Annotated in this window: 15 protein-coding genes; 10 read left to right on the top strand and 5 right to left on the bottom strand. The window is 50.8% G+C overall.

The genetic code is table 11. From position 1 onward, the window contains the following. Positions 1-285 precede the first annotated feature (285 nt). The 3 genes from CRN96_RS12140 to CRN96_RS12130 form a co-directional block, all read right to left on the bottom strand. On the bottom strand, positions 286-600 hold the full coding sequence (locus tag CRN96_RS12140) for a general stress protein (RefSeq protein ID WP_097042573.1): 315 nt from the start codon (positions 598-600) through the stop codon (positions 286-288). Positions 601-753: 153 nt separating this feature from the next. Continuing rightward, positions 754-1,611: a YsnF/AvaK domain-containing protein gene (locus CRN96_RS12135; RefSeq protein WP_179647218.1), complete on the bottom strand. Its 858-nt coding sequence runs from the start codon at positions 1,609-1,611 to the stop codon at positions 754-756. 197 nt (positions 1,612-1,808) lie between these two features. Further along, positions 1,809-2,915, bottom strand: coding sequence for a YkvI family membrane protein (locus CRN96_RS12130; RefSeq protein ID WP_097042569.1), 1,107 nt, complete (start codon positions 2,913-2,915; stop codon positions 1,809-1,811). 231 nt (positions 2,916-3,146) lie between these two features. Here CRN96_RS12130 and CRN96_RS12125 point away from each other — a divergent pair, with 231 nt between their 5' ends. From CRN96_RS12125 to CRN96_RS12100, 7 genes are all read left to right on the top strand, one after another. Continuing rightward, positions 3,147-3,941 carry a M20/M25/M40 family metallo-hydrolase gene (locus tag CRN96_RS12125; RefSeq protein ID WP_245844698.1) on the top strand — a complete coding sequence of 265 codons (795 nt, stop codon included), beginning with the start codon at positions 3,147-3,149 and terminating at the stop codon, positions 3,939-3,941. Positions 3,942-3,952: 11 nt separating this feature from the next. Then, positions 3,953-4,297 carry a M20/M25/M40 family metallo-hydrolase gene (locus CRN96_RS13420; protein ID WP_245844697.1) on the top strand — a complete coding sequence of 115 codons (345 nt, stop codon included), beginning with the start codon at positions 3,953-3,955 and terminating at the stop codon, positions 4,295-4,297. A gap of 188 nt (positions 4,298-4,485) precedes the next feature. Continuing rightward, positions 4,486-5,523, top strand: coding sequence for a DctP family TRAP transporter solute-binding subunit (locus CRN96_RS12120; RefSeq protein ID WP_097042567.1), 1,038 nt, complete (start codon positions 4,486-4,488; stop codon positions 5,521-5,523). A 34-nt stretch (positions 5,524-5,557) separates the two neighbouring features. Then, positions 5,558-6,034, top strand: coding sequence for a TRAP transporter small permease (locus CRN96_RS12115; RefSeq protein ID WP_097042565.1), 477 nt, complete (start codon positions 5,558-5,560; stop codon positions 6,032-6,034). Further along, positions 6,031-7,314: a TRAP transporter large permease gene (locus CRN96_RS12110; RefSeq protein WP_097042563.1), complete on the top strand. Its 1,284-nt coding sequence runs from the start codon at positions 6,031-6,033 to the stop codon at positions 7,312-7,314. Before CRN96_RS12115 ends, CRN96_RS12110 begins: the two co-directional genes overlap by 4 nt. A gap of 4 nt (positions 7,315-7,318) precedes the next feature. Then, on the top strand, positions 7,319-7,651 hold the full coding sequence (locus CRN96_RS12105) for a cupin domain-containing protein (RefSeq protein WP_097042561.1): 333 nt from the start codon (positions 7,319-7,321) through the stop codon (positions 7,649-7,651). A 103-nt stretch (positions 7,652-7,754) separates the two neighbouring features. Next, a complete protein-coding gene (locus tag CRN96_RS12100) occupies positions 7,755-8,825 on the top strand; it encodes a YkvI family membrane protein (protein ID WP_097042801.1) in 1,071 nt (356 codons plus the stop codon). A 356-nt stretch (positions 8,826-9,181) separates the two neighbouring features. On the opposite strand, the gene CRN96_RS13345 is transcribed toward CRN96_RS12100, so the two are convergent. Next, a complete protein-coding gene (locus CRN96_RS13345) occupies positions 9,182-11,110 on the bottom strand; it encodes a LysM peptidoglycan-binding domain-containing protein (protein ID WP_097042558.1) in 1,929 nt (642 codons plus the stop codon). Positions 11,111-11,451: 341 nt separating this feature from the next. On the opposite strand from CRN96_RS13345, the gene CRN96_RS12090 reads away from it, so the two are divergent. Genes CRN96_RS12090 through CRN96_RS12080 form a run of 3 tightly spaced genes read left to right on the top strand, consistent with a single transcriptional unit; the run spans position 11,452 to position 13,029 of the window. Further along, the gene (locus CRN96_RS12090; protein WP_097042555.1) at positions 11,452-11,667 is read left to right on the top strand and encodes a hypothetical protein; all 216 of its coding nucleotides are present in this window, start codon (positions 11,452-11,454) and stop codon (positions 11,665-11,667) included. Positions 11,668-11,684: 17 nt separating this feature from the next. After that, positions 11,685-12,014 (top strand): DUF3219 family protein, encoded by a 330-nt coding sequence (locus tag CRN96_RS12085; protein WP_097042552.1) that lies wholly within the window; start codon positions 11,685-11,687, stop codon positions 12,012-12,014. Position 12,015: 1 nt separating this feature from the next. Continuing rightward, the gene (locus tag CRN96_RS12080; RefSeq protein ID WP_097042550.1) at positions 12,016-13,029 is read left to right on the top strand and encodes an LLM class flavin-dependent oxidoreductase; all 1,014 of its coding nucleotides are present in this window, start codon (positions 12,016-12,018) and stop codon (positions 13,027-13,029) included. A 127-nt stretch (positions 13,030-13,156) separates the two neighbouring features. On the opposite strand, the gene CRN96_RS12075 is transcribed toward CRN96_RS12080, so the two are convergent. After that, positions 13,157-14,341, bottom strand: coding sequence for an amidohydrolase (locus CRN96_RS12075; protein WP_097042548.1), 1,185 nt, complete (start codon positions 14,339-14,341; stop codon positions 13,157-13,159). Positions 14,342-14,431 lie beyond the last annotated feature (90 nt).

Here is a 14,431-nt window from a genome sequence, read left to right as displayed (position 1 = left end):
ATCATCACGAGTGAGCAGCACCAGCCTCCAAGTGTTCATTTAGCATGCGATTCCAAGTCTAACTAAATAGTAACGCCCCTCAAGTGTTCACTTAGCATGCGATTCCAAGTCTAACTAAACAGTAACGCCCCTCAAGTGTTCATTTAGCATGCGATTCCAAGTCTAACTAAACAGTAACGCCCCTCAAGTGTTCAGTTAACATGTAATTCCAAGGCTAACTAAACAGCCACATGCCTTCAAACTCTCCACCACACAAAAACAGGGCCCCCCGAAGGAGCCCCATTCTCATTCCCCGATATACAGCACCGTCTGATTATCTTCCAGTGCCTTCCGGTACACGTATTTTTCATGCTCGGTCAGATCATCGAGCTTATCCAGTTCCTTTTCCTCCCGGCTCTTCACAGCCATGATCGAAATAAACTTCTCCCACGGGCCGATATCCTTCGATTCATTCCGGATGCCTGGATACTCGGATCTCACTTTCTTCAAGTCGGTATTGGCGATGACCGTCATCCGTTCCTCGGGGACACCTTCTGCCAGGTGCTTTTCGATTCTTTCTATCAACAGTGCTTGGCTTGGAAACGATTCGATTTTAGCCATGTCGTCCTCCTGCAGTCTATTTTCAATAATTTCATTTTAACAGAATCATTCCTGAAATGACGGTCTGCACAACCCCTCAACCCCCAATTTTCGGTTTTTAGCCACAATTAAAAAGGAGCACGAAGGGAAAACCCCTCGCACTCCAACTCAAAACTACAACCGCTTATCCAAGTCACTAGAAACTTCACCCGGATTGCGCTTCTCGGTCACATCAATATTCTCACGGTGGACGACTTCCGAGATGTGCTTATTCTCCGTCACGATCCGCTTCCGGATGATGACTTCCTCGGTCACCACATGCTCTTTTACAATCTTGATGCGCTCCTTCGTGATCGGGATGCGGATGGTGCCTTCATCATCGCCTGTATCATCATAGCTGTACTCCTCAAACAAAGGCTCGCCCTCGATCTCCCGGCGCTCGACCGTCACTTCCTCACGGTCGACGGGCACATCAAACTCCTGGACCTCAGAGTCCGTATACTTGTCCACGACGACTTCGCCGACCTGGTGCGTATCCTTGTCGACCACGACCTCTTCCTTACGCAGCTGCAGCGTCTCTTCATCGGTGCCCGGCACCCGCGTCTTAGCCTCAAGGTCATTCTCCACGGTGTGGCCGAGCTTCACCGGACGGCGCGGACGTTCCGGATCATCATAATCATACGTATCATCACTCTCCGTGAACCGGTAGAAAGAATGATCATCATAGTCGATGTAGAGGAGCATACGCCCGGCCTCCAGATGATTCCGGTACTCCTCCTTCTCCCGGTCGGTGAGCTCGAACGTGTCGATCACCTTATTGTCCGGATCGTCACCCTGGAACCATGCAACGATCTTCTCCCACGGATCGGCGTCCGTCGTCTTATTCCCGAGCTCTGGAAATCTTGACCGCGTATCCTCAAGCCCGAAATTCGAAATGACCGTCATCCGGTCCTCCGACAGACCATCAGATTTCAATTGTCCGATCCTGTCCATCAATACCCTTTCAGTAGTAAACGATTCTATTCTGCCCATATATTCAGCCTCCATTATCAATAACATATATCAACTTATGTATTCCCCTTCATCTTTATATTGAAACAGTGGAATAAAAACCATCACTCCGATGGACGGCCGCCCGTGAAGTACTCCACCTCCGCCGCGCATAGAAAAAAGCCACCAAAACCCTCGGCTTGGTGGCCACCCTCAAATCCTCAAAATCTACTATTATATTATATCCGTTTAGGTCCTTTGACCTTGACCTGCGGCTTGATGTCGAGACCGCCCGTGATCTTGCTCTTCACCCACAGTGCACTCAGCAGCACGGCAATCGCAATGCCGAGGTAACCGAGTATCGGGTAGAAGAAGTTCACGAGGTCGACGAAGCCGACCAGGCTCAGGAAATAACCGACGGTGACGCTTGTAACCAGTGCGATCTTATACTTCCTCGTATACGGCGTCCAGAATCTGGACAGGAACGGGTAAAGCATGCCCACAGCCGTATTATAAATGATGAGGAGCATCACGATCGTGAGCGCCAATGACAGTAACGGATGGATCTCCGCTGCAAGTATCAAAGTCGGCAGATCAGCAGCTGACGTCACATCAATCTTCGCCAGCAGCCCGCCGTTCATCAGCAGCATGAGTATAAGTAAAATGATTCCGCCATACAGTCCGCCGCGTTTTGCGACCTTCATCGTGGACTGTGATCCGACGATGGACAATATGCTGAATGCCATTGCGAGCACGATGCCGCTGTATGTGATGGCCTCAAGCCACCATATCCCCGTCGGCGTCTTTTCTATGTCCGTGTATTGCACGGCTTCACTCAAAGGTACGGATGGGTTGAACATACTGTAGGCTGCAATCACCATGACGATGATGATCAGCGCAGGTGTCACTGCACCGAGTGTCGTCAAAATCTTATTGAAGTTCATCGTCAAAGTGATCAGTACAGCGATTGCCATAAGCAGTGAACCGAGCCACGCCGGCAATCCGAAACTTTCATTGAATGCAGACCCGCCGCCTGCAAGCATGATGATCATCACACCATATAAAAAGAATATTAAAATATAATCCACTACAGTACCGAGCCTTTCCCCGAATAACAGTTTGATCGGCCCAAGGTGGGAGTCCGCCTCCATCCTGTGCCCGAGTTTGGCTGCCTGTCTGCCTATGAACATGATGACGAGCGCTGATAGAATCACCGTCGCAAAACTCATCATTCCAAAGTTAGTGAAAAATTGAAGGATTTCCTGTCCCGTCGAGAATCCTGCACCAAGCACGACCCCGACATAGGCAAATCCTATTTTAATCGCCTCTTTTTGTCCGGAACTCAAAAATGATCATCTCCTAATTAATTTTGTTATAATTGATTTTCAAGAATATTTTAAGTGTTGTGGTGAATGAGGGTTGGGAGCTTACAGAGGATTTGAGGAAAAAGTATTGTGAAAAATACTACACAAGTAACATTCTAAACATACTTCCACCCGGGCTGTCAAAACGGATTCCCGATTTGCGGGGGTTTAAAGCGGTTACAACACCATAAGGACAAGGGAAGGGGAATTTTCATGAAAATTGATTTAAAAAGGCTGATCGGCATGCTCGAAGAAGTGAATTCGGTGACGGACGAAGGGGAGGGGATGACGCGCCCGGCATTCTCAAACTTCGAGGATCAGGCACACGAATGGTTCATCAAAAAGTGTGAAGCACTCGGCCTCCGCACGCATCAGGACGCCTTCGGCAACAGCTTCGCTACAATCGGCCCGAAAGAGGGCAAAGGCATCCTCATCGGTTCGCACCTCGATACGGTGAACAACGGGGGTAAATTCGACGGCGCCCTCGGTGTCATCACCGCGCTCGAAGTGGCGGCAACGCTGCTCGACAATAATGTATCCCTTAAGAAACCCGTCACCGTCGTCGCCTTCCGCGCAGAGGAAGTCGGCCTCGTCGGCAGCAGCGTCTTCACCGGCCTGCTCGAGCGGACGGAGCGTTTTGAAGACTGGCTCAAAAATATCAACAGGACTGCAGCGACGGTGGATGAATCCATCGGCTACGAGGCCTACACCGATTATTTGGAACTCCATATCGAGCAGGGGAAAAACCTTGAGACGAAAAATAAAAACATCGGCATCGTGAACTCCATCGCGAGCCTGAACCGCATGAACGTGACGGTCCACGGTGAAGCGGGGCATGCGGGCACCATCAGCATGGAGGAACGGAATGATGCGCTGATGAATACGGCGAAGATACTTACAGAATTCGAGCGCATCGTGAAATCCTACGGCGCACCGAACGTCGGCACGGTCGGCACACTCCAGGTCTACCCGTCATCCCGGGGAAAGTCGAGTTCTCCATTGATCTGAGGGGCGACGATATGGCCACGCTGAAGGAGATCATCAATGAGTTCAGGCAGTATGCAGAAGAGAACTTCAAAGTGGACATCGTCCAGAACCCGCCGAAGGAGCCGGCGCACATGTCCGAGAAAATCATGGACTACATCCGTGAGTCATGTGAGGAGAATGGCCTTTCATATGAGGTGCTCACGAGCGGGGCGAACCACGATGCGAATCCGCTGTCCCGCAGGATGAATGCCGGCATGATCTTCATCCCGAGCAAGGACGGCATCAGCCACAACCCGGCGGAATTCTCCTCGGATGAGGATATCGAAGCGGGTGCTAAAGCCATGCTGGGTGCGGTCGAAAGACTATTGAATGAATAAAACCGAATACGATTATGAACTGTACGCCGATCACCGGCGTGCAGTTTTTTTATATGAAACTTTCTGCATCAAAAAATTGGCACTACTTATATTTATTCATTTAATAGCATAAATACTATTGACTGTAAAAATATTATACTGTATCTTTTGTTATACAGTTTCGTGAAAATTACATAGGGGGCTATTATATGAAGATTATAAAATACGGATTGATCGGTGCGATGTCTTTGATGCTTGCGGCATGCGGCAACGGCGGTGAAGAAGGCGCGGATAACGGTACTGCTGAGGACAACGGTTCGGGTGAGAGTATCACGCTGCAGCTCGGCCACGCACTCTCACCGGGTACGCCGGCGTCTGATCAGATTGACCAGGTGGCTGAAAATGTTTCCGAGAGGACCGAGGGGCGTGTCGAGTTCGACATCTATCCGGACAGCCAGCTGGGTTCAGAGACCGAGATGCTGGAACAAATCCAGGTCGGGTCGATGCAGTCGGGTGCAATCATGGTCGGCAGTATGCAGGCTCTGGATATGAAGATGGCGATTGAAGACCTTCCTTATATGTGGGCGGACATTGAAAATGCACGTGAAGCATACAGAGGGGAATTCGGTGAGGCATTGGCCGACATCATGTCGGAGCAGGGAATGACCCAGATCGGATATCTCGAGTGGGGCTTCAGGCACATCACGAACAATGAAGGGCCGATCGTCGAGCCGGAAGATCTTCAGGGACTGAACATCCGTGTGGCCGAGACGGCACTGCGTGTGGATGCGTTCGAACAGGTCGGCGCGCTGCCGACGGTCATGGCGTTCAGTGAAGTGTACGGTGCCCTCCAGCAGGGTGCGCTTGATGCACAGGAGAACCCGCTTGCGAACATCCTTGCACCAAGGTTCTATGAAGTGCAGGATTATCTTTCATTGACGGGCCACTTCTACAACACCGTCATGGTGGTGGCCGACACTGACACTTGGGACGGCATCTCCGAAGAGGACCAGCAGGTGATATTGGAGGAGTTTGAAACGGCCTCCGAGGAAGTTCAGACGGAAAATGATGCGATGGAAGATGAATACCTGGCCGAGCTTGAAGAGAACGGCATGGAAATCAACGACAATGTCGACACCGAAGCATTCCGTGAAGCGATGCTCCCTGTATACGAAGAGTGGGAAGAGGACGTCTTCGGCGAAGAATTGATGAATATATACCGTGAGGCATCAGGATGGGAAGATTAATTTCTTCCCTTTCTTTTTTCAGGAGGGGATTTTTATGAAATTGAGGAAAATCATCGCAGGGTTTTTGACGGTTGTTGTCGTCATCATCATGACTTTGCTGACCGGCACCGTCCTGCTGCAGGTCATCACGAGGGCCGTCGGTTATTCAATGCCGGGGACCGAGGAGTTTTCAAGGCTGATGATCGTCTGGCTGACATTCCTCGGGAGCAGTCTTGCATTTTATGAAAAGATGCACCTCGCGGTCACATTCTTCGTCCGCAGGTTCAAGGAAGAACGCAGGAAGTACCTGCAGGCAGCAGTCAATATACTGATCGTCATATTTTACCTCATCGTCATCTATTACGGTTTCAAGCTGTCCATGACTGCGATGGGCTCGACATCATCGACACTGCAGATTCCGATGACGGCATTTTATTCGGCGATCCCGGTCAGCGGCATTTTCGCAATCTTCTTCATCGTTACGGATATATATGAAAACCCGGTGGAGAATGAGGAGGGGGCAGCCTTATGATCATCATGATACTGATTGCCTTCTTCCTTCTGTTGTTCCTCGGTGTGCCGATCGCTTACATACTCGGCATCGTCACCGTGGTCGCGCTGTTTTCAACCGGTGTATCGAATGAAATACTCGTCCAGCGCATGTTTTCAGGGGTTGACAACTTCTCCTACCTCGCGATTCCGCTGTTCATACTTGCGGGGAACATCATGGGCGAGGGCGGCCTTACGACTCGCCTCATGCGGTTCGCAAAAGCCCTGCTCGGGAAACTCCCCGGCGGCACCGCGGTGACCACTGTTGTGACAACTGCACTCTTCGGTGCGGTTTCCGGCTCGACCGTCGCAACGACATATGCGGTCGGGTCTGTATTGGTGCCGAAATTGAAGGAAGAAAACTACAGCAACTCCTTCATCGCAAGCGTCATCGGGCCGGCAGGGGTGCTCGGCCTGATCATCCCGCCAAGCATCACCATGGTCATACTCGGCATCACGGCGAACATTTCCATCGGGAACTTATTCCTCGCCGGCATCATCCCGGGGATAATACTCACTGTCATCATGTGTTTCTATGTCGCATTCATGGCAAAGAGGGAAGGTTTCGGTGCGGAAAACCATGAAAAGGTGAGTGCAAAAGAATTCTTCACGATCGCAAGGCAGGCGGTGCTGCCGCTGCTTGCGCCGATATTCATACTTGGAAGTATATTCACGGGATTTGCGACCGCGACAGAAGCGGCCGTCATCGCCGTGGCGTACGGATTTGTGCTCGCCATGTTCTACAGGGAGCTTACAATAAATAAATTCGGTCAGATCATGCGGTCGTCGGCGGTGACATCGGCAACAATTCTCATCATCATCTCGCTCGCAAGCGGGTTCACTTATGTGCTGACTGCCAACAGGATTCCGGCGGAAATATCGAACTTCTTCCTTGAGTTCGCGGATTCGCCGCTCATGTTCCTGCTGATCGTGTCACTGATCCTTTTGATACTCGGTACACTCACGGAAGTGACGTCACTGATTGTGCTCCTCAGCCCGATCTTCATGCCGATCGCACAGCAGTACGGCATCGACCCGATACACTTCGGCATGGTGATGATCATGAACTTCGCGTTAGCGAACATCACACCGCCGGTGGGTCTCTCACTCATCGCCGGGTGCAGCATCACCGACAGGCGCATGGGCATCGAGGATACGCTCCCGTATATACTGCATGTCCTCGCCATCATCGGCATCATGGTGCTGCTCATCATCTTCTTCCCGGCGATTTCGACATTCCTGCCGAATCTGATAGGGGAGTGATGATATGATTTATAAGACGAATAAAACCATCAATATCGAAAACCTCCACGGCGGCAGAGGCATCATCGCCATTGAAAAGTGTGATGTCCCGGATCATGCCACCTTTAAGTCAGTCGTGAAAGTGACAGTGCCGGCCGGTGCAAGCATCGGTTACCATACGCACCATGACGATTATGAAGGGTACTATATCATGGAAGGTGAAGGTATTTTCCAGGATGACGACGGCAGCCACAAAGTCACCGCCGGGGATTTCTGCCTGATAGAGCGGGGCGGCTCCCACGGTGTTGAAAATACGGGCGCGGATGACATGGTCATCTTTGCAACAGTCATGAAATGAAGCAGGCCTTTTGGCCTGCTTTTTTTACTGCATATCAATCCTTGATTTTACATAAATCAGAAAACTCGGTATAATGGGAAAGTATCTTTTCAAAAAGGGGTTCATGAAATTGAATAGGGAAATTTGGAAAATAGCATTCGCATATACCGGGGTCATCGTCGGCGCGGGGTTCTCGACCGGCCAGGAGATCCTTCAATTCTTTACCAACCACGGCCTGTACAGCTACATAGCAATACTGCTTTCAGGTCTGATCGTCTTATTCATAGGAAGGCAGGCGACGAAGTTCGGCTACCGCATCCAGGCGGAGTCGCACAAGACGCCGATATTCACGATGTTCGGAAAAATTTCCGGCACGATCATCGACTACCTGTTCGTCTTCTTCCTGTACGGCATCGCAGTCATCATGTTCGCAGGGGCAGGTTCCGCATTCAATGAAAGCTTCGGTGTGCCGTACTGGCTCGGGACGCTCATCATGGTCTTCTTCGTCGTCATCACACTGATGCTCGACTTCGATAAAATCGTCGCGGCACTCGGCGCGGTGACGCCGTTCCTGATTGCGGTCGTCGTCATCATTGCGCTGTTCAACATCTTCAACCCGCAGGTGCCGCTTGAAGAAGTAAACGCACTGGCACAGCCGGAACGGACACCGAGCGGATTGTGGTTCCTGGACGGGGCGATGTATGCAGGCTTCACACTCGCGACAGCCTTCAGTTTCTTATCCATCATGGGTGCGAACTCATCGAGCCATACGGCGGCTGCGCGCGGCGGACTGCTCGGCGGAGTGATCATCACGATCTTGATGATTTTGATCAACGCGGCACTCATATCCAATATGGATACGGTGAATGAAATCGCACTGCCGACGCTGTCGCTTGCCGATAACATCCACCCGGCACTGCAGCTCATCTTAGCTGTCGTCATGCTGCTGGTGATCTATAATACGGCGGTCGGGGTCATGTATCCGTTCCTGAAACGCTACAGCATCCCGTACTCCAAAAAGTATTACATTATACTGATTATCGCAGCCGTCATCGGCTACTTCCTGAGCTTCGTCGGCTTCGTGGAACTGGTCGGCATCGTCTATCCGGCGTTCGGCATCCTCGGACTCCTGATCGGCCTCGGCCTCACCATACGCTGGTTCATGAACAAGAGCTCAAGGAAAGAATTATTATAGAAATGAGAATAAACGGCCCGTCCCTCATGAAGGGGCGGGCCGTTCTTTGTTTCATCAGCTCATCGCGTGCGCCGGGACAATCTATCGGAAGTCTATCAGCTCATCGTGAGTCACGGGATGGTCTGTTGGAAGCCTATTAGCTCATCGCGTGCGCCGGGACGGTCTGTTGGAAGCCTATCAGCTCATTGCGCACATCGGGATGGTCTGTTGAAAGCCTATTAGCTCATCGCGTGCCTCGGGATGGTCCGTTGGAAGCTTATCAGCTCATCGCGCGCATCAGGACGATCGATTGAACATAATAAAACCCCGCTTACAATGAAGTAAGCGGGGTCATCTATATTATGGGGGTGGATCACTTAGTGAATGAAGTTATGGCTTGCTGCCTGTGAAGCGGACAGCGTTCTGAATGATTTGCCACCCAGGCCGTTGCTCCAGTTCATTTCGGAGATCATGATTGATCCGTCCGGATTCACCTGCTCGACGACACCAACGTGTCCAAAGCTGTATGCACCGTTCTGCCATGCATTCGACTGGATGATGGCACCGACTGAAGGTGTGTTGTTAACAGCGAGGCCCTGGGAGCGTGCTGCGCTCGCCCAGTTATATGCATTGCCCCAGCTGCCGCTGACCGGCTTGCCGAGCTGTACGCGGCGCTCGAATGCGTACCATGTACATTCACCATGCGGATACCAGTTCGTGCCGTATGAAGCAGTCGTAGTTGCAGGCGCCTGTACTTCTGGCGTCTGTGTTTCTTCTACAACCGGCTCTGGTTCAGGCTCGACGACTGTCTCCTGGACAGGTTCCGGAGTCGGTTCAGGCTGAACTTCCTCTACAGTCTCTTCAACTGCTGCTTCTTCCTGAACCGGCGCTGCAACTTCTTCCTGAACCGGTTCTGCCGGGCGGTTGTCCACCAGGTCAAGAGTCAGGCCAGGGTAGATCAGTACTGAGTCCATTTCGTTGTATACCATGATGTCGTTATAGCTCATGCCGGCTCTCTTTGCGATGCTTGCCAAAGTGTCGCCGCTCTGAACTGTGTATGAATCACCTGTGATGTTTGAAGGTTCAGGCTGAGCTTCCGGCTCTTCCTCAACGACTTCTACTTCCTCTTCAACAACATCTTCCTGCACAGGCTCTTCTTCAACTGCAGGTGCTTCCTCAACCTCTTCAGCGACTTCCTCCTGAACAGGCTCTGCTTCAACCGCAGGTTCTTCTTCAGCAACCTCTACTTCTTCGACAGGTGCTTCTTCAACTACAGGAGTCTCTTCAACGACTTCTTCCTGAGCCGGCTCCTCTTCAACTGCTGGTTCTTCTTCTACAATTTCTTCTTCCTGAACAGGTGCTTCTTCTACTATAGGTTCAGGTGCAACCTCTACTTCGACCTCTTCCTCTTGAACAGGTTCAGCTTCAACTTCCGGCTCTTCCTCTGCAACTTCTTCGACAGCCTCTTCCTGAGCAGGTGCTTCTTCAGCTACTGGAGCTTCTACAATCTCCTCAACAACTTCTACTTCAGCTGCCGGTTCTGCTGCTTCAACAGTTGCCTCTTCTACAGAAGCTTCCTCAACTGCAGCTTCTTCTGCTTCGACTTCTTCTACCTGAACAGGTGCTGCCTCTTCAACAGACGCTTCTTCCGCCTCAACAGGCGCTTCAATCTCAACCGCCTGCGCTTCGCCGCTGACGTTCAGGACATCGCCCGGATAGATGATATAGCTCTCCAGTCCATTGATCGACATCAGAGTACGGTATGTCATGCCGAATTCGCTTGCGACGCCGTAAAGTGTATCCCCAGGTTTCACAGTATATGTATCTACATTAGTCTGGATGTCTTCAACTTCTACTTCAACAACTTCAGTCTCTTCAACTGCCCCGGTTTCTGCCTCAACCTCGACCACTTCAACCTCTTCCTCTACTTCACCTTTCAAAGAGAGCGTCTGGTTGACCAGGATCAGGTCTGAAGACAAGTTGTTCCATTCCTTCAGATCCGCAACGGAAACATTATGCCTGTTGCCGATGCCCCAGAGCGTGTCGCCAGCCTTCACTGTATATGTAGATGGAGTGGAAGGTGCGGATAGGCTAAGCTCACTGCCCGTACGGATCAAGTCAGAAGAAAGATTATTGTAGCCCTTCAGCTGATCGACCGTCAGGCCGTTTGACTGCGCGATGCTCCAAAGCGTATCGCCGTTGAGGATGGAGTAAGTCCCGTTGCCGTTGTTCGCTGATGCGTCCTGAGACAGACCATAAGTGGAAATTGCTGCCGTTGCTGTTAATGCTGTGATGACCTTTTTCATAAAAGGGAGTACCTCCTGAAGTTATGTTTAGTTTTTAGAATTATCGAAAGAATTCACAATTAATTATCAACACGACTTATACTAACAGAGATAACTTGAAAAAAGTCACTTGTAACATAACTGTAATGCAAATAAAACAATTGTGAAAAAACTTAACGAAAATACCAAAAAAAGTATATTTACTCCACATATAAAAAATTAGGCCGCGAACTATACCAATTTATGAACCCTTAATAATTATTAAAATAAAAACCCTATCCACATGATAAGTCCCCTCAAGTTTCACAAGACCTCTTAAAGTGTATTATGAATAGTATAAGAAGATATAAGGAGGAATAATCATGACGCAGAAAATGGTGACTTTGCACATGGTCGGCGGTGAGTCGACGGAAATCGCACATCCTGAAGCGGTGGAAGGCTTGATCGGGGTGTTTTCAAGGTCGATCGACAACTCGCAGTTCATCAACGTGGATCTCGGGGGCGGGCAGAGGCTCCTGGTCAACCCGAACCTTGTCACGAGCGTATCCATCCAGGAAATCGAAAACAGACAATCATAAGTGAGAGTGAAGAGGAAATGGCAGAAAAGATAAGACTGAACGGCAAAGAGATTGAACTGACGGATTATAAGGACAAACCGATTTTCGCAGAAGGTGTGAAGTCGGGTGCAAGGGATGTCGAGGAGATCACGGTGTCGTTCAATGTGACGAAGGATGTCTACAGTGAGACGGCGGGCCTTCTGTATGAAGGGACGCTCGATGTGGAAGTGCCGGAGAAGAACCTCGCATTCCGCGGTGAGATCATCAACTTCTACAGCGGCATCGTGAATCTGTATGAAGCGGAAGACAATGAGACGGCGGATGAATATACGGTGACGTTCAAAAACGTCGGGAACATCGGTGCATAATATGAAGCTCGGCATATTGGATCAGGCACCCATCTCCAAAGGGAGTACGGCGAGTGATGCCCTCCAGAATGCGATACGGCTCGCCATGGAAGGTGAGCGGCTCGGCTATTCGAGGTTTTGGCTCGCCGAGCACCATGCGATGACGGGCTTCGCCTCAAGCACCCCGGAAGTGACGCTTGCCGCCATCGGCAGCAGGACGGAGGAAATCAGGATCGGCTCGGGTGCGACGCTCATCCCGTACTACAGCCCGTATAAGGTGGCGGAGAATTACCATACGCTCGGAACACTTTTCCCCCGCCGGGTAGACCTCGGTCTGGGACGTGCGCCGGGTGGTCCTGCCGAGGCAACGGAGGCGCTGAATAAAGAGTACTTGAAGAATGTGTATGCGAATGAGGAGCGTGTTTCTGAGCTCATGGGCTACATCCATCACGACAACCACGATAATAAGCTGAAGATGAGTCCGCTTGCGGATCCTCCGCCTGAAGTGTGGATGCTCGGCACGAGTGTAAAGAGTGCAGAACTGGCAGGGAAGCTTGGCATAAACTACTGCTTCGGCTATTTCATGTCGAATGCCGGCGATATGCAGGAAGTGCTTGATACGTACAGGTATAATTTCAAACCGAGAAGTGAAGGACAGAAACCGCTGGTGATGGTGACCGTCACTGCATTCGTTGCGAAAAGTGATGAGCAGGCAAGAGATATTGCGATGAGCACACTCATCTGGGGTATCGAAAAGGAACGGTCATTCGGTGAAAGCAGCGAGAATGACAGCCTTCCGAGTGTGGAAGGTGCGAAAAACTTTGAACTTACTGCTGAAGAGCAGGAAAACGTGGAGAAGCGACTGGATAACATGCTCACCGGGACAGGAGACGAAGTCGCCTCCAGGTTGAGGGACCTTGCACGTGAAGCTCAAGCCGATGAAATCATGATTTCCACCAATACGTATTCCATTGAAGATAAGATCAAATCGTTCGAACTGTTGAAGGAAGCTTTCGAAAAAAGAGAAATGAATTAAACTGAAACCCGTGCGTCATCTTTCCTGGGGCATCGCGTGAGGTGAGAGTCTCGCGCAGATGCTTTTCCCCTAGGAGTATGACGCACGGGTTTCTTTTGTCCTCATCTTTTAAATTGTCTCTACCAGCTTATTTTTCTTCACCGTTGTAATCAAACACAGTGGCGATAAAGATCTTGCCGATATTGATCATGGCGCGCTCATCCACATCGAAGTTCGGATGGTGGTGCGGATAGACATCATCCTTGTCTTCCATCGTACCACCGACGATGAAGAAACAGCCCGGACGCTCCTGCAGGTAGTAACCGAAGTCCTCCATGCTGGTCTGCGGCTTGATGTCGATGACGTTCTCTTCACCCATGACCTGACGCTGCACTTCCAAAATGCGGACAGTCTCATCATCGTCATTTACGACGACAGGGTAGCCCCGCGTATAATTTACTTCCGCACTCATGCCGTAGGCATCGGCGATGCCTTTAGTGAGCTGCTTGATTCGTTCCTCTGCATTATCACGCGTCTCATCATCCAGCGTACGTACGGTGCCCTTCAGTTCGACTTTGTCCGGGATGACGTTGAAGTTTGGCTGACCGGTGTTGAATGTCGTAACGGATACTACACCTGAATTGAGTGGATCTGTGTCACGGCTCACGATTGTCTGCAAGCTTTGGAACAAAGTAGTCGCAACGGTCAGCGGATCTTTGTTGTGCTGCGGCATGCCGGCATGTCCGCCCTTGCCCTGCACGGTGATTTCAAAAGTGTCCCCGCTTGCCATGGCTGCACCCGGCAGTGCACCGGCTTTGCCGAACGGCATGGTGGAGATGACGTGTGCGCCGAATACGGCGTCAACCCCGTCAAGGCAGCCGTCCTCGATCATGAATTTCGCGCCGCCCGGGATCACTTCCTCCGCGAACTGATGCAGGAAGACGACCTTGCCGGGCATTTCTTCCTTGTTCTGGAACAGCACTTTTGCGACGTGGAGCAGTGTTGATGTGTGGACGTCGTGTCCGCAAGCGTGCATCACACCGTCAATTTTTGATTTGTACTCGACATCTTTGGCGTCCTGGATCGGCAGGGCATCGAAGTCTGCACGAAGCGCGACCGTCTTGCCGGGCTTGCCGCCTTCTAATGTCGCAACGACACCGCGTCCGCCGACTTTCGTCCGTACATCTTCAAGACCGAGATCCTTATAGAACTGTGCAATCTTCTCCGGTGTCTTTTCCTCATGGTGGGAGAGCTCCGGATACATATGCATATCCCGGCGGAAATCCACCATATTATCGAATTCCTCTTCCAATGCTTTGAATAATGTTTCCATTAAAAATCAACCTCCTGATTTTGGACGATTTCAAATTCAATCTCACTGCCATTTTATCAGATTGTGCATGGATATATACAAAAGAAACAT

Source organism: Salinicoccus kekensis, assembly GCF_900220995.1.
In the GTDB taxonomy this organism is placed as follows: Bacteria; Bacillota; Bacilli; order Staphylococcales; family Salinicoccaceae; genus Lacicoccus; species Lacicoccus kekensis.
Note: the sequence above shows the minus strand (reverse complement) of the source record. Positions and strands in the feature narration are given on the sequence as shown.

Coding starts and splice junctions, on each gene's coding strand:
- CRN96_RS12140 (WP_097042573.1), bottom strand. CDS start 600: ATGGCTAAAATCGAATCGTTTCCAAGCCAAGCACTGTTGATAGAAAGA.
- CRN96_RS12135 (WP_179647218.1), bottom strand. CDS start 1,611: ATGGGCAGAATAGAATCGTTTACTACTGAAAGGGTATTGATGGACAGG.
- CRN96_RS12125 (WP_245844698.1), top strand. CDS start 3,147: ATGAAAATTGATTTAAAAAGGCTGATCGGCATGCTCGAAGAAGTGAAT.
- CRN96_RS13420 (WP_245844697.1), top strand. CDS start 3,953: ATGGCCACGCTGAAGGAGATCATCAATGAGTTCAGGCAGTATGCAGAA.
- CRN96_RS12120 (WP_097042567.1), top strand. CDS start 4,486: ATGAAGATTATAAAATACGGATTGATCGGTGCGATGTCTTTGATGCTT.
- CRN96_RS12115 (WP_097042565.1), top strand. CDS start 5,558: ATGAAATTGAGGAAAATCATCGCAGGGTTTTTGACGGTTGTTGTCGTC.
- CRN96_RS12110 (WP_097042563.1), top strand. CDS start 6,031: ATGATCATCATGATACTGATTGCCTTCTTCCTTCTGTTGTTCCTCGGT.
- CRN96_RS12105 (WP_097042561.1), top strand. CDS start 7,319: ATGATTTATAAGACGAATAAAACCATCAATATCGAAAACCTCCACGGC.
- CRN96_RS12100 (WP_097042801.1), top strand. CDS start 7,755: ATGAAATTGAATAGGGAAATTTGGAAAATAGCATTCGCATATACCGGG.
- CRN96_RS13345 (WP_097042558.1), bottom strand. CDS start 11,110: ATGAAAAAGGTCATCACAGCATTAACAGCAACGGCAGCAATTTCCACT.
- CRN96_RS12090 (WP_097042555.1), top strand. CDS start 11,452: ATGACGCAGAAAATGGTGACTTTGCACATGGTCGGCGGTGAGTCGACG.
- CRN96_RS12085 (WP_097042552.1), top strand. CDS start 11,685: ATGGCAGAAAAGATAAGACTGAACGGCAAAGAGATTGAACTGACGGAT.
- CRN96_RS12080 (WP_097042550.1), top strand. CDS start 12,016: ATGAAGCTCGGCATATTGGATCAGGCACCCATCTCCAAAGGGAGTACG.
- CRN96_RS12075 (WP_097042548.1), bottom strand. CDS start 14,341: ATGGAAACATTATTCAAAGCATTGGAAGAGGAATTCGATAATATGGTG.